Below are 24,752 nucleotides of genomic sequence, written 5' to 3' on the forward strand. Positions count from 1 at the left end.
CCAGCCGATGATGGCCCACGACGACTTCGCCAACGAGGCCACCGCCTCTCTCGAAGGCCGCGTCCGCGACGCCTCAAGGACGTGCTGGAGCAGGTCATGGAAGAGGAGATGACGACCCAACTCCGAGCCGAGCACCGCGAGCGGACCGAGCGCCGATCCGGCGAGCGGAACGGCCACTAAGGCTGCGCGCTCACAACCACCGCCGATCACATCGAGCAGATCCGCATTTCCCGAGTGCGCGAGATGCCGTCCCTCACCGAGTCTCGGAGGACTGGGCCGCTGGTACCTGAACATGGACCCCCTCCACGCCCTGTTTTACCAACCCGCAGGACTCGCTACTTGACCGGGAGCCACCCAGTGCCGGAAGGCCGGAGCCGGTCCGGCCTTGGGAGGTAGACGGAGGCGATGCCGCCCGCCCCGCCCGTGGCCGCCCCGCCCTCACCCGTCTCCACCCCGCCCATGACCTTCAACCAGCATCTCGTCGCTGCGCAAGACACCTTCCGCGACTGGATCGGCCGGGCCGACCGGGCGGGGCGGACCGTCGTGTTCTGCCACTTCGACGCCGACGGGCTGGGCGCCGGCGCGCTCTTCGGGCGCGGCCTCCCGCTGCTCGGGTTCGAGGACGTGGTGGTCGTGCCGTCGGGGCGGAGCGAGTCGGCGTTCTCGGACGAGGCCCGCGACCGGCTCCGCACGCTCGCGCCCGACGCGCTCGTCGTGACCGACCTGGGCGTGAACGAGCGCGGTACGCTGGAGGCCGACGGCGTGCCCGTCCTCTACGTCGACCACCACCGGCTGAGCGGCGAGCCTGAGGGCGGGGCGGTCGTGAGCGGCTACGACTGGGACCCCATCCCGTGCTCGGCGTGGCTGGCCTACGAGCTGCTGGAGGGGGCCGCGCCGGACGTCGACGAGTTCCGCGAGCTGGACTGGATCGCCGCCGTCGGCGTGATCTCGGACCTGGGCGAAAAGGCGCCGTGGCCGCTCCTAGCCGACGCGAAAACGCGCCACACGGCCAAGTGGCTCAAGGAGACCGTCGCCCTCGTGAACGCCGCCCGCCGCGCGCCGAAGTTCGACGCCTACGCGGCGCTCGACGCGCTCATGACGTTCGACGGGCCGAAGGCGCTGGCGACGGCCGAGACGCCCGAGGCCGAGCGGCTCCGCGAGGCCCGCGACGTGGTCAAGGCCGAGGTCGCCGAGGCCCGCAAGGCGGCGCCCGTCTTTTCAGACCGCCCCGCCCGGGGCGGGGTGGCGCCCGACGACCTCCGGTTCGCGCTCGTCCGCGTGCACAGCCCGGCGCAGGTCCACCCGCTCATCGCGCAGCAGTGGCGGGGGCGGCTGAAGGGGTACCCCGTGATCTGCGCGAACACGGGCTACCTCGACGGCCTCGTCGCGTTCTCGACCCGGTCGTCGCGGACCGACGTCTCGCTCCCCGAGGTGTACCAGGCCATCGACACGGGCGCGTGGAACGGGCGCTGGGGCCACGGCCACGACCAGGCCTCGGGCGGCCACCTCCCGCCGGACGTGTTCAACGGCGTCCTCGACGCGCTCGGGTTCGAGCCCGACGCCCACGTCCCGGACGCGTAGCCCGCCGCCCCGCCCCGCCCGCGTTCGGCGGGCGGGGCGGTGGTACCCTCCGGCCTCCCCGCCCGCTTTGCCTCCCCGCCCCGCATGGCCGATTGGTTCGTCGCCTCCCCCCAGAGCCTCCTCGCCGTCGTGCTCTCGACGCTTGGCGTCTACGTCGCGCTCGTGGTGCTCGTCCGACTCGTGGGGCTCCGAAGCTTCTCGAAGATGACGAGCGTGGACTTCGCGCTCACGATCACGACCGGCGCCGTGCTCGCGTCGACGCTCCTCAACCAGAGCCCGCCGCTGCTCCAGGGCGTCGTCGCGCTCGCGGCGCTGTTCGCGCTCCAGGCGGCCGCTTCGTGGGGCCGCCGGCACGGGCTCTCGGTCCTCGACAACGAGCCGCTCGTGCTCATGGCCGGCGCCGAGGTCTTGGAGGACAACCTCAAGCGGGCGGGCGTGACCAAGGCCGACCTCCGGGGCAAGCTCCGCGAGGCGAACGTGCTCACGCTCGACCAGGTCCGGGCCGTCGTCTTCGAGACGACCGGCGACATCTCGGTGCTTCACGGCGACCCCGACGGGCCGGCGCTCGAAGCCGGCCTCCTGCGCGGCGTCCGCGACGCCGACCGCGTGGCGACCGTCGAGCGCGACGGGCGGGGCGGTGGCTGAGGGCCACGCCGTCATCCGGTGGACGCGCCGGCTGGCCCCACTCGTGGGCCGGCCGCTCGTTCATGTCCAGATGCCGACGTCGGGCTGCTCGCGCCGGACGAGCTGGCGGCTCACGAGCGCCTCAACGCGCTCGGCCCCGACGTCATGGCGCCGACCGACGCTCTGGAGCCGGGCGGGACCTTCGACCGCGCCGAGGCCGCGCGCCGCATCCGCGGGCGGGGCGGGGATCCCGTCAATCCGGTGATCCTGGACCAGACGATGGTGGCTGGCGTCGGCAACATCTACGCGAGCGAGGGCCTGTTCCTGGCCGGCGTCGACCCACGCCGCCCCGCCGAGAGCGTGACCGACGCCGAGCTCGACGCCCTGTGGGACGCGGTTTGCCCGATGATGTGGGGCGGGACGACGCGGTGGGGGCGGACGCAGACCACCCCGCCCGCGATGCAGGAGCGGGGCGAGACGCACTGGGTGTACCAGCGGAAGGGGAAGCCGTGCCTCGTGTGCGGGACGCCGGTCGAGCTCGTGCGCCTGCCGCCCTATGACCGGGCGACGTACCTCTGCCCCGTCTGCCAGGCGTAGGGCCGCCGCGGCTGCCGGAGGGCGGGGCGGGCAACGACGGCGGCCGCGGCGATCACAACGAGGAGCACGGAAAAGGGAACGAGGAGCATGGCGAGCGGGGCGGGGTGGTCCTTCCAAGACACGGTCGGGACGCCGCCGTTGCCTCACCCCGCCCGCCGGCGCTCCCTCAGCGCCGAGCCCAGCGCGCCGAGCGCGCACGCCCCGCTCAGGACGCCGAGCCCCAGCGCGAGGCCGCCCTCGCCCCCGACGTGCGCCGCGTACGCCACCCCGCCCGCGCCCGTCGCGCCGACGGCGTAGGCCACCTGGCGGAGCCCGGCGTAGACGCGGTCCGCCGCCCGGAGCGCGTCGGGCGCGCGGACGGCGAGCGTGCCGGCCTCGGCCGCCGTGAGAACGCGGTCGAGGCGGGCGGGGAGGGCGAGCGCCGTCCGCAGGGCGCTCTGCGCGCGGTCGGCCGCCACCCCGCCCACGTCGAGGTCGCCGACGAGCGGCTCGATGTGGGGGCGGAGCACGCGGAGCGGGTTAGCGTCCGGGTCCAGCGTCGTGCACAGGCCGATAAGGAGGAGCGCCGTCCGCTCCAGCAGGATCCAGTCGCGCGGCACGCGGAAGGCGCTCGCGAGGTCGCCGACCGAGACGCCGAGGTCGGCCATGTCGCCGAACGTGTCGGCGTGGGTCTCCATCGCGAACTCGAGCGTGAGGTCGCCCAGGCGGAACGCGTCGGGGTCGACGCCCTGGAGCACGCGCTCGTGGACCCGCTCGACGAGGGCGAGCACGGCGGCGTCGGCCGCTCCGCCCCGCCCGCGCTCGGCCACGAAGCCCATGAGCCCGAGCGCCGCCGTCACGCGGCCCGCGTCGCGGGCCAGGACGCCCGCGATCATCTCGGCCAGCCCGCTCCGCATCTCGGTCGTGAGCCGGGCGACGGCGCCGAAGTCGAGGAACACGAGCTCGAAGGGCCGCCCCGCCCCCGACGAAGCCGCCCCGCCCGCGTCTCCCTCGCCGACGACGGGCGGAGTGATCGGGAGAGGGCTTGGCGCCTCGCCTCCTCGCTCGCCGGCCGGGGGCGGGGTGGGGGAGAGCGGCCCCAGCCCGTCGCCCGCGGATTCGTCGCCCGAGGGCGGGGCGGCGTCGGCCTGGTCGCTCGCGGGCGGGGCGGGGAGGGGCTGGACCAGCAGGTTACCCGGGTGCGGGTCGGCGTGGTAGAGTCCGTCGCGGAAGATCATCCCGCCGTAGGCGTCGAGGATCCGCTCGGCGAGCGCCGCACGGTCGACGCCGGCCGCGTCGAGCGCTGCCAGGTCGCCGGCCTTGACGGCGTCCATGTACTCGGTCGTCAGCACGCGCCGCGCCGACCGCTCGCGGACGACGGTCGGCACCGACACGCCCGGCCCGAGCACGGCGCCGATGGCCTCGGCCGACCCCGCCTCCTGCTCGAAGTCGAGCTCGGCCAGGACCGCCGACTCGATCTCCCGGAACTGCTCGCGGAGCCCGCGGACCCCGAACCACCGCCCGACGACGCGCAGGATCGTCTCGATGGCCTTCAAGTCGATTCGGGCGATCGCCTCGATGTCGACGTGCTGGACCTTGACGGCCACGTCGCGCCCGTCCGGCATCCGCGCGCGGTGGACCTGGGCGAGCGACGCGCTCGCGACCGGCGCCTCGCCAAACGACGCGAACAGCGCTTCGGGCTCGTCCCCCAGCTCCTCGCGGATGCGCGCGCGCACGGCGTCGGGCGGTCCGGCGGGCACCCGGTCCTGCAGCCCCTCCAGCTCCTCGCGGAAGGACTCGGGGAGAAGCTGCGTGAGCACGCTCGCCAGCTGGCCCGCCTTGATGAACAGGCCCCGCAGCCGCAGGACGGCCTCGCGCACGCGCCGCCCGTTCCGCCGGTGGAGCGCGGTCCGGCGCCGCCCCGCCCACCCCGGCCCGCGGACGCGGGCGACGGCGTCGAACCAGAGGTAGCTGAGGGCCACGCGGAGCGCCGCCGCGTACGCCCGCGTCTGACGGAACCGCCGCCGCGCCGGGCGGGCGACGGGGATGGCGCCAGGCGAGGCGTTCGGGGGCGGGGCGGCGGTCTTGGCGAGCATGGGGCCGGAACGGGCGGCGCGCGCTCGGGTGCCGCCCCCGCAGACTCTTGGCCCCGACAGCCCGCCCGTCGTGTTACACGCCCGCCGCCTCGACGGCCGCTCGGAGTTTCGCCGCGACCGCCGCCAACTCGCCGTGCGAGACCGGCTCCTCCGCCTGCGGCGCCAGGTCGCCGACGTCGTCGAGCGGGATCAGGTGGACGTGCGCGTGGGCCACGCCGAACCCCTCGACGACGGCCCCGACGCGGCGGGCGTCCATCGCCTCGCGGATCGGGCCGGCCAGCCGTCGCGCCCGCTCCCACAGCGCGGCGTACACGTCGGGCGGGAGCGCGAACACGTCGTCGCCCCCGTCGGCGGGGACTTCTTTCGGGATCAGCAGGACGTGGCCGGGCCGCGAGGGCCGCGTGTCGAGGAATGCGAGGAAGCCGTCGTCCTCCCACACGCGGTGGGCCGGCGCCTCGCCGCGGACGATCTGGTCGAAGATGGTGTCGGGCATGGAAAGTGGAAAGTGGAAAGTGGAAAGTGGGCGGGGTGGCGCTGGATTTGTTGCGCCCCGTCCGTTTATACCTGGGCGGGGCGGTGGAAGTGGACGCCGACGCGGGCCGCGAGCGGCGGCAGTCCCCCTCCTGGCCAGGAGGGGATAGGGGTGGTGGACGACGAGGGCGGGACGGTCCGGGATGCCACCGCCCCGCCCGATGCCGCCTCGCCAAGCATCACGCGCCGTGCCCGGACAGGCGACCGCCGGTCGCCCCTACGGTACCCGCCCCGCCCACGTCGCGGGCGGGGTGGCGCATCTTCGCTGCCCGCTGCCCGCTGCCCGCTGCCCGCTGCCCGCTGCCCGCTGCCCGCTGCCCGCTGCCCGCTGCCCGCTGCCCGCTGCCCGCTGCCCGCTGGCGTGGGTGGGGCGGGGCGGTCATCTTGCCTTCCGCCTTCCGCCTTCCGCCTTCCGCCTTCCGCCTCCCCGATGCCCCACCCCGCCCCCGTCGTCCGCACGCCCGATGCCCAGTTCGCCGGGCTTCCCGAGTGGCCGTTCGCTCCGACGTACCTCACGTTGGAGGGGCTCCCCGGCGCGCCCATCCCGCTCTCGGTCCACGTCGTCGACGAGGGGCCGCGCGACGCGGCCGAGACCGTCCTTCTGCTCCACGGCGAGCCCTCGTGGAGCTACCTCTACCGCCGGATGATCCCGCCGCTCGTGGCCGCCGGGCACCGGGTGGTCGCGTTCGACTTCGTCGGGTTCGGGCGGAGCGACAAGCTGACCAGCGTCGGCGCCTACACCTACGAGCTCCACCGGCGGACGCTGCTCGGCGTGATGGAGGCGCTCGACCTCCGCGGCGTCACGCTCGTGGTTCAAGACTGGGGCGGGCTGGTGGGGCTGCCAACCGCCGCGCTCGACGTGCCCGACCGCGTGGCCCGGCTCGTCGTGATGAACACGTTCCTGCCGACCGGCGAGGAGACGCCGTCGCTGGCGTTCCGCGCGTGGAAAGCGGGCGTGGGCGTCGTGCGGACGTGGCTGCCCGTTGGGCCGCTCATGCGCCTCGCGCTGCCAGCCAGCCAGCGCCGGTTCGTCCCGGCGTACACAGCCCCGTTCCCGACGCGCGCCTCGAAGGCCGGTGCCGTCGCGTGGCCGCTCCTCGTGCCCACCGAGCCCGGAGGGCCAGTGGCGGCCCACATGACGGCGGCGCGCGAGGCGCTCTCGCGGTGGGACAAGCCGGCGCTCCTCGTGTGGTCGCCGCAGGACCCGATCCTGGGCGGGGTGGCTCGCCATTTTGAACGTTTGATCCCGACCGCTGGCCCGGCCGTTGAGGTCCGGGGCGGGCACTTTCTCCAGGACAAGAGCGGGGCGGAGATCGCAGGCTACGTCCTCCGGTTCATGGAGCAGACCCGGCCGGGCAGGCCGACGTAACGCACCGGGGGCGCCGGGCGTCGGCCGGTCCAGAGCGCCGCCCCGCCCGCAGCGGGCGAGGGCGGGGTGGACAACGATCGGACAACGCCCCGCCCCGCCCCCAGTGCCGCGCGGGCGGGGTGGGCATCTTTCGACCTACCGACTCACCGACTCACCGACTCACGCCGGCTCCGCCTCGACCTCGGCCCCGTCGCCGCCGTCGAAGCGGACGCCGACGAGGCGGCTCACGCCCGGCGTCGGCATGGTCACGCCGTACATGCGGTCGGCGGCCTCCATCGTCAGCTTGTTGTGGGTGACGAGGATGAACTGGGTCGAGTCCGCGAACGAGCGGATGAGGCGCATAAAGCGGCCCACGTTGGCGTCGTCGAGCGGGGCGTCGACCTCGTCGAGGATGCAGAACGGGGACGGCTTGACGAGGTAGATCGCGAACAGGAGCGCCGTCGCCGTCAGCGTCTTCTCGCCGCCCGAGAGCTGGGCCAGCGAGACCGGCCGCTTCCCCTTCGGCCGCGCCGTGATGGCGACCGGCGCCTCCAGCGGGTCGTCGCCGTCGAGGCGGACGTCGGCCGCCGCGTCGCCGCCGAAGAGGTCGGCAAAGATCTTCTGGAACGCCTCGCGGACGGCCCCGAACGTCTCGTCGAACCGGCGCCGCGCCGTCTCGTTGATCTCGCGGATCGTCTCCAGCAGCGACGCCTCGGCGCCGGCGAGGTCGGCCCGCTGCGCGGTCAGCGTTTCGAGCCGGTCCTGCTCCTCCTCGTAGCTCTCGAGCGCGAGCGAGTTGACGGCCCCGAGCGCCCGGATTTTCTCCTTTAGCGTGGGCACCTCGGCGCGCGCCGCCGCTGGCTCGAACGGGGCCTCCTCGCCCAGCCGGTCGAGCTCGTCCGTGGCGTCGTCTAGCGTCGTGCCGTGCTCGTCGGCCAGCCGTTCGAGCGTCGTCTCCTGCCGCGTCGCGATCTCGACGAGGCGCCGCTCGGCGTCCGCGAGCGCCGTCGTCACGCGCTCGCGGGCGGCGCGGAGGTCGCGGAGCGCGCGCTCGCCGTCGGCGATCCGGGCGCGGGCGTCGAGCACGGCCCTCTCGGCGTCCGCCGCGGCGGTCTGGAGCGCGTCCGTCTCGCGGCGGAGCGCGCCGATCCGCTCGCCCCGCCCGCCGTCGTCGGCGTCGCCCGTGGCGAGCCCCGCCTCCAGCCGCTCGGCCTCGGCGGCCCGCTCGGCCTGGCGCCGGGCGACCTCGTCCAGCGACCGCGCGGCCCGGTCGCGGTCGGCGCGCGCCGCCTCGACGGCCGACTGCGCGCGGGCGTGGGCGAGGCGGGCGTCGCTCCACGCCGCCTCGGCCGCGGCGCCCTCGCGCGCGGCGTCGTCGGCCGCCGCCTCGGCGCGGGCACGCGCGGCCTCGGCCGTTTCCGCCCCGCCCTCGGCCTCGGCGACGGCCGCGTCCAGGGCGGGCGGGGCGGGGAGCGCACCGAGGGCGTCCGTGATCTCCTGCACGCGCTGGTCGAGGCGGGCGGCCTCGGCGCGCCGCGCGGCGGCCTCGGCCTCGCGCGCCGCCTCGGCGGCGGCGGCGCGGGCGCGGACACTGCGCGCCGCGTCCCGGTCCTCGCGCGCCGCGTCGCGGGCGCGCTCGGCGTCCGCTCGGTCGGCCTCGGCGCGGTCGCGCGCGTCGCGGGCGTCGGCCGCGGCGGACTCGGCGGACGCCAGGGCGCGTTCGGCCGCGTCCAGCGCCTCGGCTGCCCGGTCCTGGCGCTCGCGCGCCCCGAACCGCCCCGCCCCCTCCTGCGTCGCCGGGCTCCCCCCGTGGACGGCCCGGCCATCGGCCCACGCCCCGTCCGGCGTGACGAGCCGCCCCGCCCGCGGCGCCCGCTCGGGGAGCGCGTCGACGAGGAACACGTCGCCCAGGAGCGCGGCGAGGAGTGGCTCGAACCGGGTCTCCGACACGCGGACGCGGTCGAGGAGCCGCACCGCGCCGGGCGGGGCGGCGGGCGGGGCGGGCGCCTTTACGCGGTCCAGCACGAAAAACGTGGCGCGGCCCTCGTCGGCGTCGCGGAGCGCGCGGACGGCGGCCTCGGCCTCGCGGGCGGTGCCGACGACGAGCGCGTCGGCGTAGGCGCCGAGCGCGGCGTCGAGCGCGGGCCGGTCGGCCTCGTCCGCCCCGACCACGTCGGCGACGGTCGGGGCCGTCCACCCCGCCTGCGCGCGCAGGAAGGCGACCGCCCCGCCCGCGCCCTCGCCCGAGGCGACGAACGCGCGGAGCAGGTCAAGCTCGGCGCGCGCCGTGTTGCGGGCCGTGCGCGCCTCCTGGAGCGCGCCCTGCGCGGCGTCGAACGCGGCCCGCGCGGCGTCCCGGGCACCCACGCGCTCGGCGAGCGTGGCGCCGGCTCGTTCAAGCTCCGCCTCGGCCGCCTCCAGGTCATCGGGCGGGGTGGGCGGGGCGGCCTCGGGCGGGGCGGCCTCGGGCGGGGCGGCGCCGTCGGCGGGCGGGGCGGCGAGCGCGGCGCGGGCGGACTGGGCACGCTCGCGGTCGGCCTCCAAAAACGCGCGGCGGTCGGCGGCGCGGTCGCGGGCGGACTGCGCCTCGCGGAGCGCGCGGGCGGCGTCGCCGGCGTCGGCGCGGGCGGACTGGAGCGCCTGCCGCGCGGCGGCGGCCCGGTCGGCGGCCTCGGCGCGGGCGGCCTGGGCGGCGTCGAGGGCCGCCTGCGTCTGGACCACCCCGCCCTCGGCGGCCTCGATCTGAGCGGCGGCCCGCTCACGCTCGGCGTCCAGGTTGCGGGCGCGCGTTTTGTCGGCCTCGCGTTCGCGGGCGATCCGGTCGAGCGCACGGCGGGCGGCGTCACGGCGCTCGGCGGCGACGCGCGCCTCGGCCTCCAGCCGCTGCACCGTCTCGGCGTGGGACTGGAGCGCCCGGGCGCGGTCGGCCATCTCGCCCTCGCGGTCGACGAGGGCGGCGCGGGCCGCTTCGAGGTCGGCCTCGCCCCCAGCGAGCTGGGCGCCGAGCCCCTCGGCCTCGGTTCGCTGGGCGCGCGTGCTGGCGTCGAGCGCGTCGCGCTCGGTCTGGAGGCGGGCCACGTCGTGGGCGGCGAGCGCCAGCTCGATCCGCCGGAGCCGCCCCGCCAGCCGCTCGTGGCGGGCCGCCTTCTGCGCCTGGCGCGAGAGCGAGCGGACCTGCTTCTCGACCTCCTCCACGATGTCGTCCAGCCGCGTGAGGTCGGCGCGCGTGGCGTCGAGGCGGCGGAGGGCCTGGGCGCGGCGGCGCTTGTACTTGGTCACGCCGGCGGCCTCCTCGAACAGCCGTCGCCGGTCGTCGGCGTTCTCGCTCAGGATGTCCTCGACCATCGAGAGCTCGATGACCGAGTACGCCCCGGCGCCCATGCCCGTGTCCATGAACAGGTCGAGCACGTCGCGGAGGCGGACGACGGTCCCGTTGAGGAGGTAGTCCGAGTCGCCGTTGCGGTAGAGCCGCCGCGTGACCGTCACCTCGGCGTACTCGGTCGGGAGCACACCGCGGTTGTTCTCGACCGTCAGCGAGACCTCGGCCATCCCGAGCGCCCGCTTCTCGGCGGCCCCGTTGAAGATGACGCCCGACATCGACTCGCTGCGCAGGAGCCGCGCGCGCTGCTCGCCGAGCACCCACCGCACGGCGTCGATCACGTTCGACTTTCCACACCCGTTCGGCCCGACGATCGCCGTCACGCCCGGCGAGAACGACACGGCCGTCTTCTGGGCGAAGCTCTTGAAGCCGTGGAGCTCGAGCCGGCTGAGGTACATGCGGGCGCGTCGGGGGGAGCCCGAAGATACCGACCGCCCCGCCCTGCCCGCCGTGGGCGGCGTCAGTCGGCGCCCGGAACCGGGCGGTACACCGCCTGCGAGCCCCGGTCGAGGCCGCCGACCGCGCCCACGCCGGCGCCGATCAGGCCGAACGCGGACGTGATCAGGGCCGCCCCCTCGGCCGGTTCGAGGGGACCCGTGTCGCCGCTCGCGACGACGAGCGCGCTCAGGGCGAGCCCGACGCCCGCGCCCGCGAGCAGGCCGAGCCCGGCCCCCTCCGCCCCGCCCCGCGCCCGGTCAACAAAGCGGACGGAGAGGAGGTCGGCCGTGGGCGCCGAGCGGGCGGCCCCGGTCTGGGGATCGGTCCACGTGGCGAGGTCGGGGGCGAGGTGGAGCGCCCGCGCCCGTGCGCGCTCCCCGTCCGCGAGGACGACCGTGGCGTCTGCCGTCCGGGCGCGGTCGTTGACGTCGGACCGCCCACCGGCGGACGCGAGCGGGGCAGGCTGGATGTGGGTGCACCCGGCGAGGGCGCACACGGCGAAAACCAGGAGGCCGGCGGGGGCGGGGCGGAGCAGCGGAGCGGGCACGGGCGGGGTGGAAGAGGGGCCGCATCGTACCGCCCCGCCCCGCGGCCTCCCTGGTGCAGGAGGACTACCCGGTCAGTCGTCTTCTGGTGTGGACGGGTCCTCGTCGACCGCCTCGTCGCCGTCCTCGACGCGGGGGTTGGCCTTGAGGCGGTCCGACATCTGTCGGCCGACGTAGGCGTTGCCAGCCTCGGCGACGCGGGCCTCGCCGTCGTCGACCTCGGTCGCAGCCGGGGCCGCGTCGCGCTCCAGGTCCACGCCCTCCACCTGCTGGTCGGCTTCGGGCTCGCGGGCCTCGGGCGCGCGCGACTCGTCGGACGGGCGGCGGTTGGCGTCGGGCGGGGTGGCGTCGGCGGGCATGGCGGGAGCGTCGGGCGGGGCGGGAGGGGAGGCCGGTCCAACCCGCCCCGCCCGCTCGGGTTCGGGCGGGGGCGGGGCATGGGGGAAACCCTGGGTGCCCCCGCCGGGCCAATCCGTGGCGCGCCGTTTGCGTTGTCTCTGCGGCTCACCCCTCCGTCCCCACATGAACCGACTGTCACTCACGCTCTTCGGCCTCACCGCCGTCTCTGTCCTCGTCCTCACCCTGCTCCTCGTCGCCTGCGGCGACCCGGCCTACGCCGCCACCCCGCCCCCGGCGACGGCGGCGCCCGCGAGCGGGGCGCCGGCCGACTCGACCGTTCCCGCCCGGCAGCGGCTCGAAGAGGCGCTCGCGCGGTACCAGCAGGTCGCCCAGGGCGGCGGCTGGTCGACCGTCCCCGACGGCGACCTCGTCGAGCCCGGCGACACGGCGGCGACGCAGGTGCAGGCGCTCCGCGACCGGCTCGCGGCGTCGGGCGAGTTGGGCGGGGCGGACCCGGCCGGCGACGTCTACGACGGCGCCCTCGTCGGCGCCCTCGCCCGGTTCCAGGCGACGCACGGGCTCGCGGTCGACAGCCTCCTCGGCGGCAACACGCGCGCGGCCCTCAACGAGAGCGCGGACCGGCGCGTCGAGCAGATCCAGTCCACGCTCGCGCGGTGGGACGAGCTCCCCGCCTTCCCGACCGGGCCGGACGCCCGCTACGTGGTCGTCAACGTGCCCGAGTTCCGGGTGCGCGCGTTCGAGGGCGGCCGCGAGGCGCTCCAGATGGAGGTCGTCGTCGGCGCGTCGTACGACGGGCGCGAGACGCCGCTCTTCCACGACAAGATGGAGCACGTCATCTTCCGCCCGTACTGGGGCGTTCCGGCGTCGATCGCGAGCGAGGAGCTGGTGTCGCAGGGGCCGTCGGCGCTCGAACGCAAGGGGTTCGAGATCGCCGCGAACTACCACGCCGACGCCGACGTCTACCCCATGACGTGGGCCAACCTCCGGCGCGTGAGGGACGGCGAGCTCCGCCTCCGCCAGACGCCCGGCCCCGACAACGCGCTCGGGCTCGTGAAGTACATGTTCCCCAACCAGCACGCCGTCTACCTCCACGACACGCCGGCCGACCACCTGTTCGAGGAGGCCGACCGCGCGTTCAGCCACGGCTGCATCCGCCTGGAGAGGCCGGCCGAGTTCGGCGCCTGGGTGCTCGGCCCGCAGGGCTGGGACGAGGCCCGCGTCCGCGAGAACATGACGACGGGCGACCGCGAAAAGGTGGTGCTCGACGAGGAGATCCCGGTCTACATCGTCTACCTGCCCGTCTGGGCCGACGCGGGCGGGGCGGTCCACTTTGCCCAGGACGTCTACGACGAGATCAACTAACGAGAGGGACCGGTGGCACGCGAACAGGAGACACGAGACGAGACGGCAGAGCACGCCGCCGCGGCGCCCGACGGCCCTGCGCGGCCCGAGGGCGCCGCGGCCACCCCGCCCGAGGTGCGGCCGAGCCGGCTCCGCCCGGCGTTCGCGGTCGTGGCCGTGCTGGTAGCCGTCGCCGTGGCGTTCGCGCTGACGTCCCCGCCGCCGCCCGTGCTGCCGGCGCGCGTGGCCCCGGCCGACCCCGCCCCGGCTGGGTTGTTGGGGAGCGGGGCGGCGTTCGCCGTCCGCGCCGGCGACGTCGTCGTCCCGTTCGACACGCTCGCCGTGGTGGTGCTGCCCGGCGATACGCTCGCGCTCGAAGCGCTCTACGTCGCCGGCGAGGCCGAGGCGACGGCCTCGGGCGGGGCCATCCGGCGGACCGGCCCGCGCGCGTGGACCTGGACCGCCCCGCCCACGCCGGGCCTCTCGCAGGTCCGCGTGGCGGACGCGGGCGGGGAGGCCGTCGTGCTCCAGGCGCTCGCGCTGACGCCGTTCGACCACACCACGGACCGGATCGGGGCGTACGAGATCGGCGACTACCAGGACGAGCCGATGGGCGGCGATTCGGCCTACGACGAGCCGCTCGGGTTCGTAGCCGTGACGGCCGAGACGCGCGACGTGCCCGTCTCGCCGAACTTCACGCTGGGCGACTTCCTGGCGAAGCAGGCGTCGGGGTGGCCCAAGTACGTCGCGCTCAGCCCGCACCTGCTGATCAAGATGGAGCGCCTGCTGGCGGCCGTGAACGAGGCCGGCGTCCCCGCCCGCGACCTCACCGTCATGTCCGGCTACCGGACGCCGGCCTACAACGCGGCGATCGGCAACACGACCGTCTACAGCCGCCACCTCTACGGCGACGCCGCCGACGTCTTCGTCGACGAGGACGGCGACGGCCGCATGGACGACCTCAACGGCGACGGCGTCGTGGACCAGGCCGACGCCGAGTGGCTCGCGGCGCTCGCCGACGGCGTCGAGGCCGTGCCCCACAACGCGAGCCTCGTGGGCGGGGTGGGCATCTACGGCCCCGCCCCGCACCGCGGCCCGTTCGTCCACGTCGACACGCGCGGCTCCCGCGTCCGCTGGTAGCGGGCGGGGCGGCCGCCGGGGCTACTCGTTCTCGTCGGCGCCTGGGGCGGGGTGGGGGAGACCCTCCGACCTGCGGGCTCGGTCTGAGAAACGGTTGGGTAACCGACGTGGAGTCTCCTGCCTCACTGGCGCGAGGCCGGGAGGGGGGCGTTCAGGCCGGCCGCCCCGCCCGCATCGACAACCACCCCTGTCCCCTCCTGGCCAGGAGGGGGACTCCGCTTCTACCGAACAGCCTCTGAGTCGCTGCCTGGTTCTGCGTTCCGAGCCGGCTGTAAGGCCGCCCCGCCCCCACGCTCCTGCCTGGGCGGGGCGGCCCCCGGCTGCCGCCCCGCCCGCACACGGCACGAAACAAAGAGTAGCGGGTGCGCCCCGGCCGTACCGAGTACCCTGTACCGAGTACCTCCTCCATCCTGCCATGCACGTCGTCGCCCCCGACCCCGTCCGCGCCGTCCTCAACCAGCCGCCGCCGCTGGAGGACTACAACCCGTACCCCCAGGACGCCGCGCTGCGCGAGGCCGTCGCCCGCGAGGGGGCGGGGTGGGCCGACGGCGAGGTCGACGCGTTCGGCGCCCGGTGCGGGAGCGCCGAGGTGCTCACGTGGGGTCGGCTCGCCAACGAGCACCCGCCGGTCCTGCGCACGCACGACCGCTACGGCGCGCGGCTGGACACCGTCGAGTTCCACCCGGCCTACCACGACCTCATGCGGCTGGGCATCGGGGCCGGGCTCGCGGGCCGCCCGTGGACCGACCCGCGCCCGGGTGCCCACGTCGCGCGCGGGGCGGCCCTCATGCTCCGCCACCAGGCCGACGAGGGGACGACCTGCCCCATCACGATGACGTTCGCGGCCCTCCCCACGCTCCGGCTCCAGCCCGAGATTGCCCGCGAGTGGGAGCCGCGCCTGCTCTCGACCGACTACGACGAGCGCTTCCGCCCCGCCCCCGACAAGCGCGGCGCGACGGTCGGCATGGCGATGACGGAGCGGCAGGGGGGGACCGACGTCCGCGCCAACGTCACGCGCGCCGAGCCCGAGGGGCGGGGCGGCCCGGGCGAGCCGTACCGGATCACGGGGCACAAGTGGTTCTGCTCGGCGCCCATGAGCGACGCCTTCCTGGTGCTCGCGCAGGCGCCGGGCGGCCTCTCGTGCTTCTGGCTCCCCCGGTTCACGCCCGACGGCGACGTCAACGCGGTCCGGCTCCAGCGGCTCAAGGACAAGCTGGGCAACCGCTCGAACGCGTCGTCCGAGGTCGAGCTGCACGGGGCGTGGGCGCGGCTCGTGGGCGAGGAGGGGCGGGGCGTGGCGACGATCATCGAGATGGTCCGCCACACGCGGCTGGACTGCGCGCTGGGCAGCGCGGCCACGCTCCGCCGGGCGCTCGCCGAGGCGGCCCACCACGCGGCGCACCGGCACGTGTTCGGGCGCCCGCTCGCCGAGCAGCCGCTGATGCAGAACGTGCTCGCCGACCTCGCGCTCGAGAGCGAGGCGGCGACGGCGTTCGCGCTCCGCCTCGCGCGCGGGTTCGACGCCGGCGAGGCCGAGGCGCCGTTCACGCGGCTCGCCACGGCCGTCGCCAAGTATTGGGTGACCAAGCGGGCCGCGGCGGGCGTGGCCGAGGCCGTCGAGTGCCTGGGCGGGAACGGCTACGTCGAGGAGTCGGGCATGCCGCGCCTGTACCGCGACGTGCCGGTCAACGCGATCTGGGAGGGCTCGGGGAACGTCCAGTGCCTCGACGTGCTGCGGACGGCGCAGAAGGCGCCCGAGGCCGTCGAGGCCGCGCTCGCCGAGATCGCCCTCGCGCGCGGCGGCAACCGGCACCTGGACACCCACGCCGGGCGCCTCGCCCGCGACCTGGCCGCGGCGGCGGCCGACCCGGGCGGGGCGGAGGGACAGGCGCGGCGGCTCGTCGAGGCGCTCGCGCTGGGGCTCCAGGGCTCGCTCCTCGTCCGCCACGCTCCGCCCGCCGTCGCCGACGCCTTCTGCGCGGCGCGGCTGGGCGGCGGCGGCCTCGCCTTCGGGACGCTCCCGCCCGAGGCCGACGCCCGCGCCGTCGTGGAGCGCGCGTGGCCGCCATTGGCGTGAGCCGGTGGATTCGTAGGGCAGCGGACCCCGCTAGATCCGTGCGTGCCCGCCCCGCTCGCGTGGGCGGGGTGGGGGCCGTTCCGGGGGGTATCCTGGAGCCGCCCACCCCGCCCTCACGCACGGGCGGGGCACCTGCCAACTTTCTGACCCATTGACTCACCGGCCTACCGAGCGAGCCCGTGTCTGACTACGACTTTATCGGCAAGCGCGTCCGCGTCCACCTGTACACGCGCGAGGGGCAGCTGCTGGCCGCCATCGAGGGCCGCGTGGCCGACGCCTCGGCCGGCGTCGTGGTGGGCCAGGACGGGGCGGGGCGGGACATCCGCAAAGACCTCGTCTACGTCGTCGGCATCGAGCCGGGGCGGGGGGCAGACGGCGAGCCGGTCCCGTACAAGAACTCGGCGGGCGGGGAGGGCGAGGGGTGGTTCGCGGTCCAGGACGTGACCGTCATCCCCGACGCCGGGCCGGCCCTCTCGGCCAACTAGCCGCCCCGCCCGCGCAGGCTCGTCGGGCGGCGTGGAGGGGCGGGGTGGCGTAAGGCGTTTGATGACCTACCTTTCGGGCGTCAGGACCGGCTCCACCCCTATGTCTCCGCCCGCTTCCTCGGCCGAGGTCGACCGCCTGCTCGCGGCGCTCCGCGAGGGCGACGGCGGCGCGTTCGACCGGCTGCTCCCGGTCGTCTACGAGGAACTCCGGGCGCTGGCCCGGGCCGTCCGGCGGGGGCCGTCGTGCGAGACCGTGAACACGACGGCGCTCGTCCACGAGGCCTACCTCCGGCTGGCCGGCGGCGGCGGCTCGTCGGACTTCGAGGGGCGGAGCCACTTTCTGGCCGTCGCGGCCAAGGCCATGCGCCACGTGCTCGTCGACCACGCCCGGCGGCAGGGGGCGCAGAAGCGGGGCGGCGGCCTCGCCCGCGTCGAGCTCTCCGAGACGCTGGCCGACGGGGGCGGGGCGGCGCCGGACGCCCACGTGCTCGCGCTCGACCGCTCGCTCGATCAGCTGGCGGCCCTCGACAGCCGGAAGGCGCGAGTCGTCGAGTGCCGGTTTTTCGGCGAGATGAGCGTCGACGAGACGGCCGCCGCGCTCGGCGTCTCGGCCGCGACCGTCCAGCGGGACTGGCGGCTCGCGCGGGCGTGGCTCTACCGGGCGCTCTCGGACCCCGTCTAGCCGCCCCGCCCGCATGGACCCCGCCCTCACAGACACCGACCGCGCCCGCTGGCTCCGCGTCGAGGCCCTGTTTGACCGGGCGCTCGGCCTCGACGGCGACGCCCGCGCTGCGCTCCTCGACCGCGAGGCCGGCGGCGACGCCGCGCTCCGGGCCGAGGTCGCGTCGCTGCTGGCGGCCCACGACGGCGCCGGCGCCTTTTTCGAGCGCGCGGTCCGCCGGATCGCCCCGCCCGACGTGTTCGCGCCGGGCGCCCGCGTCGGGCCGTACCGCGTCGAGGCGCGCATCGGCGAGGGCGGGATGGGCGTCGTGTACCGGGCGGCCCGGGCCGACGGCGCGTTCGAGCGGACCGTCGCGCTCAAGGTGCTCCGCTTCGGAGGCGGCGACGTCCGACGCTTTCTCGCCGAGCGCCAGACGCTGGCGCGGCTGGACCACCCGGGCATCGCCCGGCTCTACGGCGGCGGCCTGGCCCCGGACGGCCGGCCTTTCTTCGCGATGGAGCTGGCCGCGGGCGAGCCGATCACGGACTACGCCGCCCGCCGCGGGCTGGGCGTCGAGGCGCGGCTCGACCTGTTCGCCGACGTGTGCGCGGCGGTCCAGTACGCCCACTCGCGGCTCGTCGTCCACCGCGACCTCAAGCCGTCGAACGTGCTCGTGTGCGACGGGGGCGGGGCGGCCTGCGTCAAGCTCCTCGACTTCGGGATCGCCAAGGCGCTCGACGACCCGGACGTGACGGTCGCCGGGTCGGCCCCGCGGACGCCGACCTACGCGGCGCCGGAGCAGGTCGCGGGCGGGGCGGTCACGACGGCGACCGACGTCTACGCCCTCGGCGCCCTGCTCTACGAGCTGCTCACGGGCCGGCGCCCCCACGCCGGCGCCACGCGCGCGGACGTCGAGCGGGCGGTGCTCAGCGACGCGCCGCCCCGCCCGAGCGTGGCCGTCCGCGCCGCCCCGCCCGAGGGCGCCCCGGCCCGAGCCGCCCCGCCCGGGGCGCCCGAGCGGCTCGCGCGCCGGCTCGCGGGCGACCTCGACCAGATCGTGCTCAAGGCGCTCCGCAAGGAGCCCGAGCGGCGCTACGACGGGGCCGCGGCGCTCGCCGCCGACGTGGCCCGCCACCGCAGCGGGCTCCCCGTCGAGGCCCGGCCCGCCACCGTGCGGTACCGCGCGGGCTCGTTCGTCCGGCGCCACCGGCTCGGCGTGGGCGGGGCGGCGGCCGGCGTGCTCGTGCTGGCGGCCGGGCTCGCGCTCGCCGTCTGGCAGGGCCGCGTGGCGACGGCCGAGCGGGACCGGGCCGAGCGGGCGGCGGCGTTCATGGTCGGGCTCCTCGGCGAGTTCGACCCGAACCAGGCCGGCGCCGAGCGGCTCGACGCCGGCGACGTGCTCGACCGCGCCGTCCGCCGCGTCGAGGCCGACCTCGACGGCGAACCGGCGGTCCAGGCCCGGCTCTACGACCACGTCGGCCAGATCTACCAGACCTACGCCCGCTACGACGACGCCGGCCGCCTGCTCCGGCGGGCGCTCGACGCCCGCCGCGCGCTCTACGGCCGCGCGCACCGCGAGGTGGCCGAGAGCCTCAACCACCTCGCCTGGCTCGCCTTCGCGCAGGGCGACTACGGCGCGGCCGACTCGCTGTACGCGGCGGCCCTCGACGTGGAGACGGCGGCCGAGGGGCGGCGGACGCCGACGGCGGCCGAGGCCATCGAGGGCCGCGGGCTCCTCCGCCGGGCGGCCGGCGACCCCGACGGCGGCGTCCCGTTCGTCCGCGAGGCGCTCGCCATCCGCGAGGCGACGCTCGGGGCCGAGGCCCCCGAGGTGTACGCCTCGGTCAGCGCGCTCGCTACGCTCCACCACGTGGCGGGTCGCCCCGCCCAGGCCGCCCCGCTCTTCCGTCGGGCCATCGAGGGGCGGCGGCGGGCGCTCGGCGCCCACATCCTCACGGCCCAGTCGCTGAGCGACTACGGCGCGGCCCTCGCCGACCTGGGCGACGTGGGCGGGGCGGCGGCCGCCCACCGCGAGGCGCTCGCCGTCCGCCGCGGGCTCCTGGGCCGCTCGCACCCGCACGTGGCGCAGAGCCTGAGCCACCTCGGGTGGGCGCTCCAGACGCAAGGCCGCTACGCGGACGCCGAGCCGCTCTACCGCGAGGCGCTCGCCGGCCGCCGCGCGCACCTCGGGCCGGACCACGCCTCGGTGGGCAACAGCCTCCTCTTGCTCGGCGAAATCCGCCTGCTCCAGGGCGACGCCGGCGGGCTCGACGAGGTCGCCGACGGCGTCGCCACGCTCGCCCGTGCGCTCGGGCCGGACCACCCGACGGCGCTCGCGGCCGAGCGCCGCTGGATCACCAACCTCGACCGCGCCGGGCGGGGCGGGGCGGCCCGCGCCCGGGCCGCGCGCCTGCTCCCGCGCCTCCGCCGCGTGCTCGGGCCGGACCACGAGAAGACGCGGGAGTGCGAGCGGCGGGCCGCCGACGTCGAGGCCGCCCCGCCCGCACCCTCGTCTGACTCAGTGTAGGCCACCCCGCCCCGGGCTCCGGGCGGGGCGGAGGCTTCACAAACCGACGATCTCGACGCGCCGGTTCTGCTCGCGCCCGGCCGCCGTGTCGTTCGAGGCGATGGGCTGGTCCTCGCCCATGCCGACGGCTTCGAGCCTCGACGGCGAGACGCCGCGGCCCGTCAGCCACGCCGCGACGGCGTCGGCGCGCTGCTGGCTGAGGCGCCGGTTCGTGTCCGCCCCGCCCGAGGCGTCCGTGTGGCCCTCGATGCGGACGCGGAGCCCGGGGGCGTCTTCGAGGGCAGCGAGCAGCTGGGTCAGCTCGGCCGTGGACGAGCCCGTGAGCTGGGCGCTCCCGCTCTCGAACAGGATGCCGCGCGCCGTCACGCGGCCGCCGGTCGAAAGCGCGCCGTAGCCCGTCTCCTGGCCGCCGGAGCCCACGCGCAGGTTGTCGATGTACACCGTCTCTTCGGCGTAGGAGCCCGAGTATCTCTGGACGAAAAAGATGAGCTCCGAGCCCGGCGCTAGCTGGGCGTTTGGGATGTTGACCACCCGCGTCTCGTCGAGGTAGACCTTGAGGTAGGTCCCGTCCATCGTCGCGCGGACGGGGACGTAGCGCTCGGCTAGGGGCGCGTACCCTCCGAACGCGCCCGTACCACTGGAGCTGCCATCGGGAGCGATGAACCCGGTCTGATGCGGGACGCGGCCCGTGCCGCTGGCGATCCGGAAGGCGGTCATGTCCATCCAGGCCACGGCCTGCTCGCACGAGCGCATCCCGTCGAGCCGGCTGTACTCGTCGATCTTCGTCGTCGTGATGCAGAGCGCGGCGTTGGGCTCCATGTAGACGTCGAACTCGATCGTGAACAGGTCCGGCCGCTCGCCCATCGGGACGCCGAACATGGACTCGCGCAGCACGCGGAGCACCTTGTTGCCGCGGTCCTCGACGACGTCCATCTCGCCTTTGATGAACCGGATGGAGCCGGGGACGTTGCCGGTCCGCGTGCCCTCGAAGTCGTCCTCGAAGAGCGTGCGGGCGCCGGGCTCGAAGTCGAAGCCCGTGTTCGTGACGCCGGGGCGCGGCGGGCCGGCCGAGCCGGGCGCGCGGACGATCGCGCCCTCGACGTCGTCGGCGTCCACCGGGTTGCCGTTGCGGTCGACGGGCGTCCCGTCGCGGTCAACCAGGACCACGTTCTCGCCGCGGCCCGTCGCTTGGCGAACGCACGCGTCGTCGTCGAACGCGCAGCGGACGGCGTCCTCGCCGGCCGCGAACGCTCCGTCGATGGCGCCGTTGACGGCCCGGTTGGTCCGGTTGTCGATCTGACGGTTGAGGGCGCGCTCGGCGGCCTGGCCCGCGCGGTCCATGATGCGGTCGCCCGCGGCGCAGCCGGCCAGGGAGAGGCCGAGGACGGCGACGAGGAGGAGCGGGGCGGGGCGGTGGCGCATGGGCGGGGTGGTCGTGGGGGTCCACCCTCTACCACGGAGTTTGCGGCCCCGGCCGGTCACGCGAGCCAAGAACCGCCCCGCCCGTGCGGGGCCGCCAGGGCGGGGCGGCGGACCACCCCGCCCGCGCTACGCCTCGCCGGCCGGTGCCCTCGGGCGGGGCGGTTCTGAACGCCGCCCCGCCCTCAGCGAGCCCTTCCGGCGGAGGCGCCGACTTCCTCGCCTCTCGCGAAGACCGTCCCGGGATCGAAGTCGTGCCCCTCCGGCCACGTTACCGTCCCCGCCTCGACGCGGACCTGGGCAAAGTAGCCGGGGTCCGCGAGGCGCTGGAAAAAGTCGCTCCGCTGGAACGGCCGGGTGTCGAACAGTCGCTCCTCGCCGGACGCGAACCGGACGTGCAGAACCCCCTCATGGGCGGGGCGGGCCGAGACGATGGTGCGGAGGGCCATCAGCGGAGGGGGTCGATCTTGAACACGGGCTCGCCGGCCGCCGCCAATGCCCAGTTGGCTTCGAGCTCTTCAGCGTGGATCTCCATCCAGGCCTGGGCCAGCTTCAGCTTACCGCGGGGGAGGGTTCCGTCGAGAACCTCGCCGTCCGGGATGCGCAGGGCGGCCTCCTCCCCCTGGTACTTGACGTGGACGTGGGGCTCGTGGTGCTGACCCTCGTCGTAGAAGTACAGGTAAACGACGAGGCCGTAGTAGCAAGGAGACCGCAGGCATCGGTCCGAGGCGCGGGCGGGGCAACGTACACCCACCCCGCCCGCGCTACGCCTCGCCCGCCGGCGCCATCGGCACGTCCGCGCCGTCGCCCTCGGGCGGGGCGGGGCGGCCGCGCGAGGTTTCGAGCGCCACCCCGCCCCCAGGCGCGGCGACGACCATGACCGTGTCGCCGTCGGAGACGAGGCCGGCCAGGATCTGCTCGGCCAGCTTGTTGGCCACCTGGCGCTGGAGCACGCGCTTGAGCGGGCGTGCGCCGAACGCGGCGTCGAACCCCTCGGCCGCGACGGCGTCGGCGGCCGCGTCGGTCAGCACGAGGCGGAGGCCGTGCGACTTCTCGGCCATCCGCCGCGTCCGGTCGAACTGGATGGCGACGATCTGGCGGATCTGGTCGCGGCCCAGCGGGCGGAACACGACGGTCTCGTCGATCCGGTTGAGGAACTCGGGCCGGAGCCGCGTGCGCAGGAGCGCCAGGAGCTCGTCGCGGAGCCGGTCGAGCTCGTCTTCCGTCACGTCCTGGCCCTGCCCGAGCTGCTGCGTGATGAGCTCCGACCCCAGGTTCGAGGTCATGATGATGAGCGTGTTCGAAAAGTCGACCACGCGGCCCTTCGAGTCCGTCAGGCGGCCGTCGTCGAGCACTTGCAGGAGCACGTTGTAGACCTCGGGGTGCGCCTTCTCGAACTCGTCCAGGAGCACGACCGAGTACGGCCGGCGGCGGACGGCCTCGGTCAGCTGCCCGCCCTCGTCGTAGCCCACGTAGCCGGGAGGCGCGCCGACGAGGCGCGAGACCGTGTGGCGCTCCTGGTACTCCGACATGTCGATGCGCACGAGCGCGTTCTCGTCGTCGAACAGCTGCTCGGCGAGCGCCTTCGCCAGCTCGGTTTTGCCCACGCCCGTCGTTCCGAGGAAGATGAACGAGCCCAGCGGGCGGCTCGCCTCCTGGAGCCCCGCCCGGCTCCGGCGGACCGCGTTCGCGACGGCCTCGACGGCCTCGGGCTGCCCGACAACGCGCTTTTCGAGCTCGCGCTCCAGGTGCAGGAGCTTCTCGCGCTCGGTCGCCAGCATCCGCGAGACCGGGATGCCCGTCGAGCGCGAGACGACGTCGGCGATGTCCTCGGCGTCGACCTCCTCCTTGAGCATCGCCCCGCCCTCCTGGACCTCGGCGAGCCGCGCCGTCGTGGCGTCGATGGTCTCCTGGAGCTCGGGGATCTGGCCGTAGCGGATCTCGGCCACGCGGCCGAACTCGCCCTGGCGCTCCAGGTCGGCCGCCTCGGTCTTGAGCCGGTCGATCTCGGCCTTCGACTCCTTGATCGTCATGACCAGGTCGCGCTCCTGCTCCCAGCGCGCGCGGAGCCGGTCGCGCTCCTCCTCCAGGTCGGCCAGGCGCGCCGAGATCTCCTCCACCCCGCCCTCGTCGCCCTCGCGCTTGACGGCCTCGCGGGCGATCTCCTGCGTGCGGACCTCGCGCTCGACGCGGTCGAGCTCCTCGGGCGTCGAGTCGATCTCGAGCCGGAGCCGCGACGCCGCCTCGTCGACGAGGTCGATGGCCTTGTCGGGCAGAAAGCGGTTGGTGACGTAGCGGTCCGAGAGCTCGGCCGCCGCCACGATCGCCCCGTCCGTGATGCGGACGCCGTGGTGGAGCTCGTAGCGGTCCTTGATCCCGCGCAGGATCGCGACGGTGTCCTCGACCGACGGCTCGGCCACGAGCACCATCTGGAAGCGCCGTTCGAGCGCCTTGTCCTTTTCGAAGTACTTCTGGTACTCGTCCAGCGTCGTCGCCCCGATCGCGCGGAGCTCGCCGCGCGCGAGCGCCGGCTTGAGGATGTTGGCCGCGTCCATGGCGCCCTCCCCGCCCCCGGCGCCCACGAGCGTGTGGATCTCGTCGATGAACAGGACGACCTCGCCGTCCGAGTCGGCCACCTCCTTTACGACCGCCTTGAGGCGGTCCTCGAACTCGCCGCGGTACTTGGCGCCGGCGATGAGCGCGCCCATGTCGAGCGCGAGGATGCGCTTCGAGCGGAGCCCCTCGGGCACGTCGCCCTCGACGATGCGGATGGCGAGGCCTTCGGCGATCGCCGTCTTGCCCACGCCGGGCTCGCCGACGAGGACCGGGTTGTTTTTGGTGCGGCGGCTCAGGATCTGGAGCACGCGGCGGATCTCCTCGTCGCGGCCGATGACCGGGTCGATGCGCCCCTTGCGAGCGGCCTCGTTGAGGTCGCGGGCGTAGCGGTTGAGCGCGTCGTACTTGGACTCGGCGTAGGGGTCCTGCACGCGCTGCCCGCCCCGCACCTGCTGGAGCACGCCGAGGAGCGCGTCCTTGGTCACGCCCTGGCTCTGGAGCGCGTTCGCCACCCCGCCCTCGCCCTCGGACATCGCCATGAGCAGGTGCTCGGACGCGACGTACTCGTCGCCCAGCGCCTCGGCCTCCTGGAGCGCGGCGTCGAACGCCTTGTTGAGCGCGTCGCCGACGTACTGGCCGGACACCGACGCGCCCGTCACGGTCGGGAGCTTCTCGATGGCCCGGTCGGCGAGGGCCGAGAGCGTCTCGGCGTTGGCCCCGAGCCGCGAGAGGAGCGTGGGCACGAGGCCGCCCTCGTCCTGGAGGAACGCCTTGAGCAGGTGGGGCGGCTCGAGCCCCTGGTTGTTCTCGGCCTGCGCGATCTCGAGCGCGGCCTGGACGGCCTCTTGGGCCTTGACGGTAAACTTCTGGAGGTTCATGGGCGGGGTGGTCGGTCCGGCGGTCAGAGTGGCGGACGCCGGCGAATCAGAGTCGTTTCCCCTCCATCGGCGAAGGCCGTGCCAGGGGCGGGGCGGCTGCCACCATGTCAGCCGTTATTGGGAAAGAGTCGGCGGCCCCGTCTGCGCCCCGCCCGCGGGAGCGGGGCGGGACCGCGCGCCACCCCGCCCC

The 24,752-nt window shown here is 75.6% G+C and carries 21 protein-coding genes; 11 read left to right on the forward strand and 10 right to left on the reverse strand.

Going from position 1 to position 24,752, the window contains the following annotated elements; genetic code table 11:
- Positions 1-81: 81 nt before the first annotated feature.
- The 4 genes from RQM47_RS07910 to RQM47_RS07925 all read left to right on the forward strand — a co-directional run bounded on the left by RQM47_RS07910 (position 82) and on the right by RQM47_RS07925 (position 2,802).
- Entirely contained in the window at positions 82-180 is a 99-nt protein-coding gene (locus RQM47_RS07910; RefSeq protein WP_314008333.1) for a transposase, read from the forward strand.
- Positions 181-459: 279 nt separating this feature from the next.
- On the forward strand, positions 460-1,581 hold the full coding sequence (locus RQM47_RS07915) for a DHH family phosphoesterase (RefSeq protein WP_314008336.1): 1,122 nt from the start codon (positions 460-462) through the stop codon (positions 1,579-1,581).
- A gap of 84 nt (positions 1,582-1,665) precedes the next feature.
- Complete coding sequence (locus RQM47_RS07920) at positions 1,666-2,226, forward strand: DUF421 domain-containing protein (protein WP_314008339.1); 561 nt, start codon at positions 1,666-1,668, stop codon at positions 2,224-2,226.
- An 18-nt stretch (positions 2,227-2,244) separates the two neighbouring features.
- On the forward strand, positions 2,245-2,802 hold the full coding sequence (locus RQM47_RS07925) for a zinc finger domain-containing protein (RefSeq protein ID WP_314008342.1): 558 nt from the start codon (positions 2,245-2,247) through the stop codon (positions 2,800-2,802).
- Here RQM47_RS07925 and RQM47_RS07930 read toward each other — a convergent pair.
- The 3 genes from RQM47_RS07930 to RQM47_RS07940 form a co-directional block, all read right to left on the reverse strand.
- Positions 2,760-2,891 (reverse strand): hypothetical protein, encoded by a 132-nt coding sequence (locus tag RQM47_RS07930; protein ID WP_314008345.1) that lies wholly within the window; start codon positions 2,889-2,891, stop codon positions 2,760-2,762. The genes RQM47_RS07925 and RQM47_RS07930 overlap by 43 nt on opposite strands.
- A gap of 54 nt (positions 2,892-2,945) precedes the next feature.
- Positions 2,946-4,877 carry an ABC1 kinase family protein gene (locus tag RQM47_RS07935; RefSeq protein WP_314008348.1) on the reverse strand — a complete coding sequence of 644 codons (1,932 nt, stop codon included), beginning with the start codon at positions 4,875-4,877 and terminating at the stop codon, positions 2,946-2,948.
- Positions 4,878-4,950: 73 nt separating this feature from the next.
- The gene (locus tag RQM47_RS07940) at positions 4,951-5,370 is read right to left on the reverse strand and encodes an HIT family protein (protein ID WP_314008351.1); all 420 of its coding nucleotides are present in this window, start codon (positions 5,368-5,370) and stop codon (positions 4,951-4,953) included.
- Positions 5,371-5,838: 468 nt separating this feature from the next.
- On the opposite strand from RQM47_RS07940, the gene RQM47_RS07945 reads away from it, so the two are divergent.
- Positions 5,839-6,777 carry a haloalkane dehalogenase gene (locus tag RQM47_RS07945; RefSeq protein WP_314008354.1) on the forward strand — a complete coding sequence of 313 codons (939 nt, stop codon included), beginning with the start codon at positions 5,839-5,841 and terminating at the stop codon, positions 6,775-6,777.
- A gap of 159 nt (positions 6,778-6,936) precedes the next feature.
- Here the strand turns inward: RQM47_RS07945 and smc are convergent, their stop codons facing one another.
- The 3 genes from smc to RQM47_RS07960 all read right to left on the reverse strand — a co-directional run bounded on the left by smc (position 6,937) and on the right by RQM47_RS07960 (position 11,477).
- The gene (gene smc, locus RQM47_RS07950) at positions 6,937-10,533 is read right to left on the reverse strand and encodes a chromosome segregation protein SMC (protein WP_311662263.1); all 3,597 of its coding nucleotides are present in this window, start codon (positions 10,531-10,533) and stop codon (positions 6,937-6,939) included.
- Positions 10,534-10,595: 62 nt separating this feature from the next.
- Complete coding sequence (locus tag RQM47_RS07955) at positions 10,596-11,120, reverse strand: hypothetical protein (protein WP_314008357.1); 525 nt, start codon at positions 11,118-11,120, stop codon at positions 10,596-10,598.
- 72 nt (positions 11,121-11,192) lie between these two features.
- The gene (locus RQM47_RS07960) at positions 11,193-11,477 is read right to left on the reverse strand and encodes a hypothetical protein (RefSeq protein ID WP_314008359.1); all 285 of its coding nucleotides are present in this window, start codon (positions 11,475-11,477) and stop codon (positions 11,193-11,195) included.
- 163 nt (positions 11,478-11,640) lie between these two features.
- On the opposite strand from RQM47_RS07960, the gene RQM47_RS07965 reads away from it, so the two are divergent.
- The 6 genes from RQM47_RS07965 (at position 11,641) to RQM47_RS07990 (ending at position 19,709) form a co-directional block, all read left to right on the forward strand.
- Positions 11,641-12,840, forward strand: a complete 1,200-nt coding sequence (locus RQM47_RS07965; RefSeq protein ID WP_314008361.1) for a murein L,D-transpeptidase — start codon at positions 11,641-11,643, stop codon at positions 12,838-12,840.
- Positions 12,841-12,852: 12 nt separating this feature from the next.
- On the forward strand, positions 12,853-13,959 hold the full coding sequence (locus RQM47_RS07970) for a D-Ala-D-Ala carboxypeptidase family metallohydrolase (protein WP_314008363.1): 1,107 nt from the start codon (positions 12,853-12,855) through the stop codon (positions 13,957-13,959).
- 415 nt (positions 13,960-14,374) lie between these two features.
- A complete protein-coding gene (locus RQM47_RS07975) occupies positions 14,375-16,036 on the forward strand; it encodes an isovaleryl-CoA dehydrogenase (protein WP_314008366.1) in 1,662 nt (553 codons plus the stop codon).
- A 179-nt stretch (positions 16,037-16,215) separates the two neighbouring features.
- The gene (locus RQM47_RS07980; RefSeq protein WP_311662269.1) at positions 16,216-16,521 is read left to right on the forward strand and encodes a hypothetical protein; all 306 of its coding nucleotides are present in this window, start codon (positions 16,216-16,218) and stop codon (positions 16,519-16,521) included.
- 100 nt (positions 16,522-16,621) lie between these two features.
- Positions 16,622-17,203 (forward strand): sigma-70 family RNA polymerase sigma factor, encoded by a 582-nt coding sequence (locus RQM47_RS07985; protein WP_311662270.1) that lies wholly within the window; start codon positions 16,622-16,624, stop codon positions 17,201-17,203.
- Between the two features lie 13 nt (positions 17,204-17,216).
- A complete protein-coding gene (locus tag RQM47_RS07990) occupies positions 17,217-19,709 on the forward strand; it encodes a protein kinase domain-containing protein (protein WP_311662271.1) in 2,493 nt (830 codons plus the stop codon).
- 36 nt (positions 19,710-19,745) lie between these two features.
- On the opposite strand, the gene RQM47_RS07995 is transcribed toward RQM47_RS07990, so the two are convergent.
- From RQM47_RS07995 to clpB, 4 genes are all read right to left on the reverse strand, one after another.
- Positions 19,746-21,131, reverse strand: coding sequence for an OmpA family protein (locus tag RQM47_RS07995; protein WP_311662272.1), 1,386 nt, complete (start codon positions 21,129-21,131; stop codon positions 19,746-19,748).
- A 182-nt stretch (positions 21,132-21,313) separates the two neighbouring features.
- Entirely contained in the window at positions 21,314-21,577 is a 264-nt protein-coding gene (locus tag RQM47_RS08000; RefSeq protein WP_311662273.1) for a DUF2442 domain-containing protein, read from the reverse strand.
- Positions 21,577-21,882: a DUF4160 domain-containing protein gene (locus RQM47_RS08005; RefSeq protein WP_311662274.1), complete on the reverse strand. Its 306-nt coding sequence runs from the start codon at positions 21,880-21,882 to the stop codon at positions 21,577-21,579. The genes RQM47_RS08000 and RQM47_RS08005 overlap by 1 nt, the downstream gene beginning before the upstream one ends.
- Before the next feature lie 10 nt (positions 21,883-21,892).
- Complete coding sequence (gene clpB, locus RQM47_RS08010; RefSeq protein ID WP_314008369.1) at positions 21,893-24,562, reverse strand: ATP-dependent chaperone ClpB; 2,670 nt, start codon at positions 24,560-24,562, stop codon at positions 21,893-21,895.
- Positions 24,563-24,752: the final 190 nt, after the last annotated feature.

It is taken from the genome of Rubrivirga sp. S365, assembly GCF_032248475.1.
Lineage (GTDB): Bacteria > Bacteroidota > Rhodothermia > Rhodothermales > Rubricoccaceae > Rubrivirga > Rubrivirga litoralis.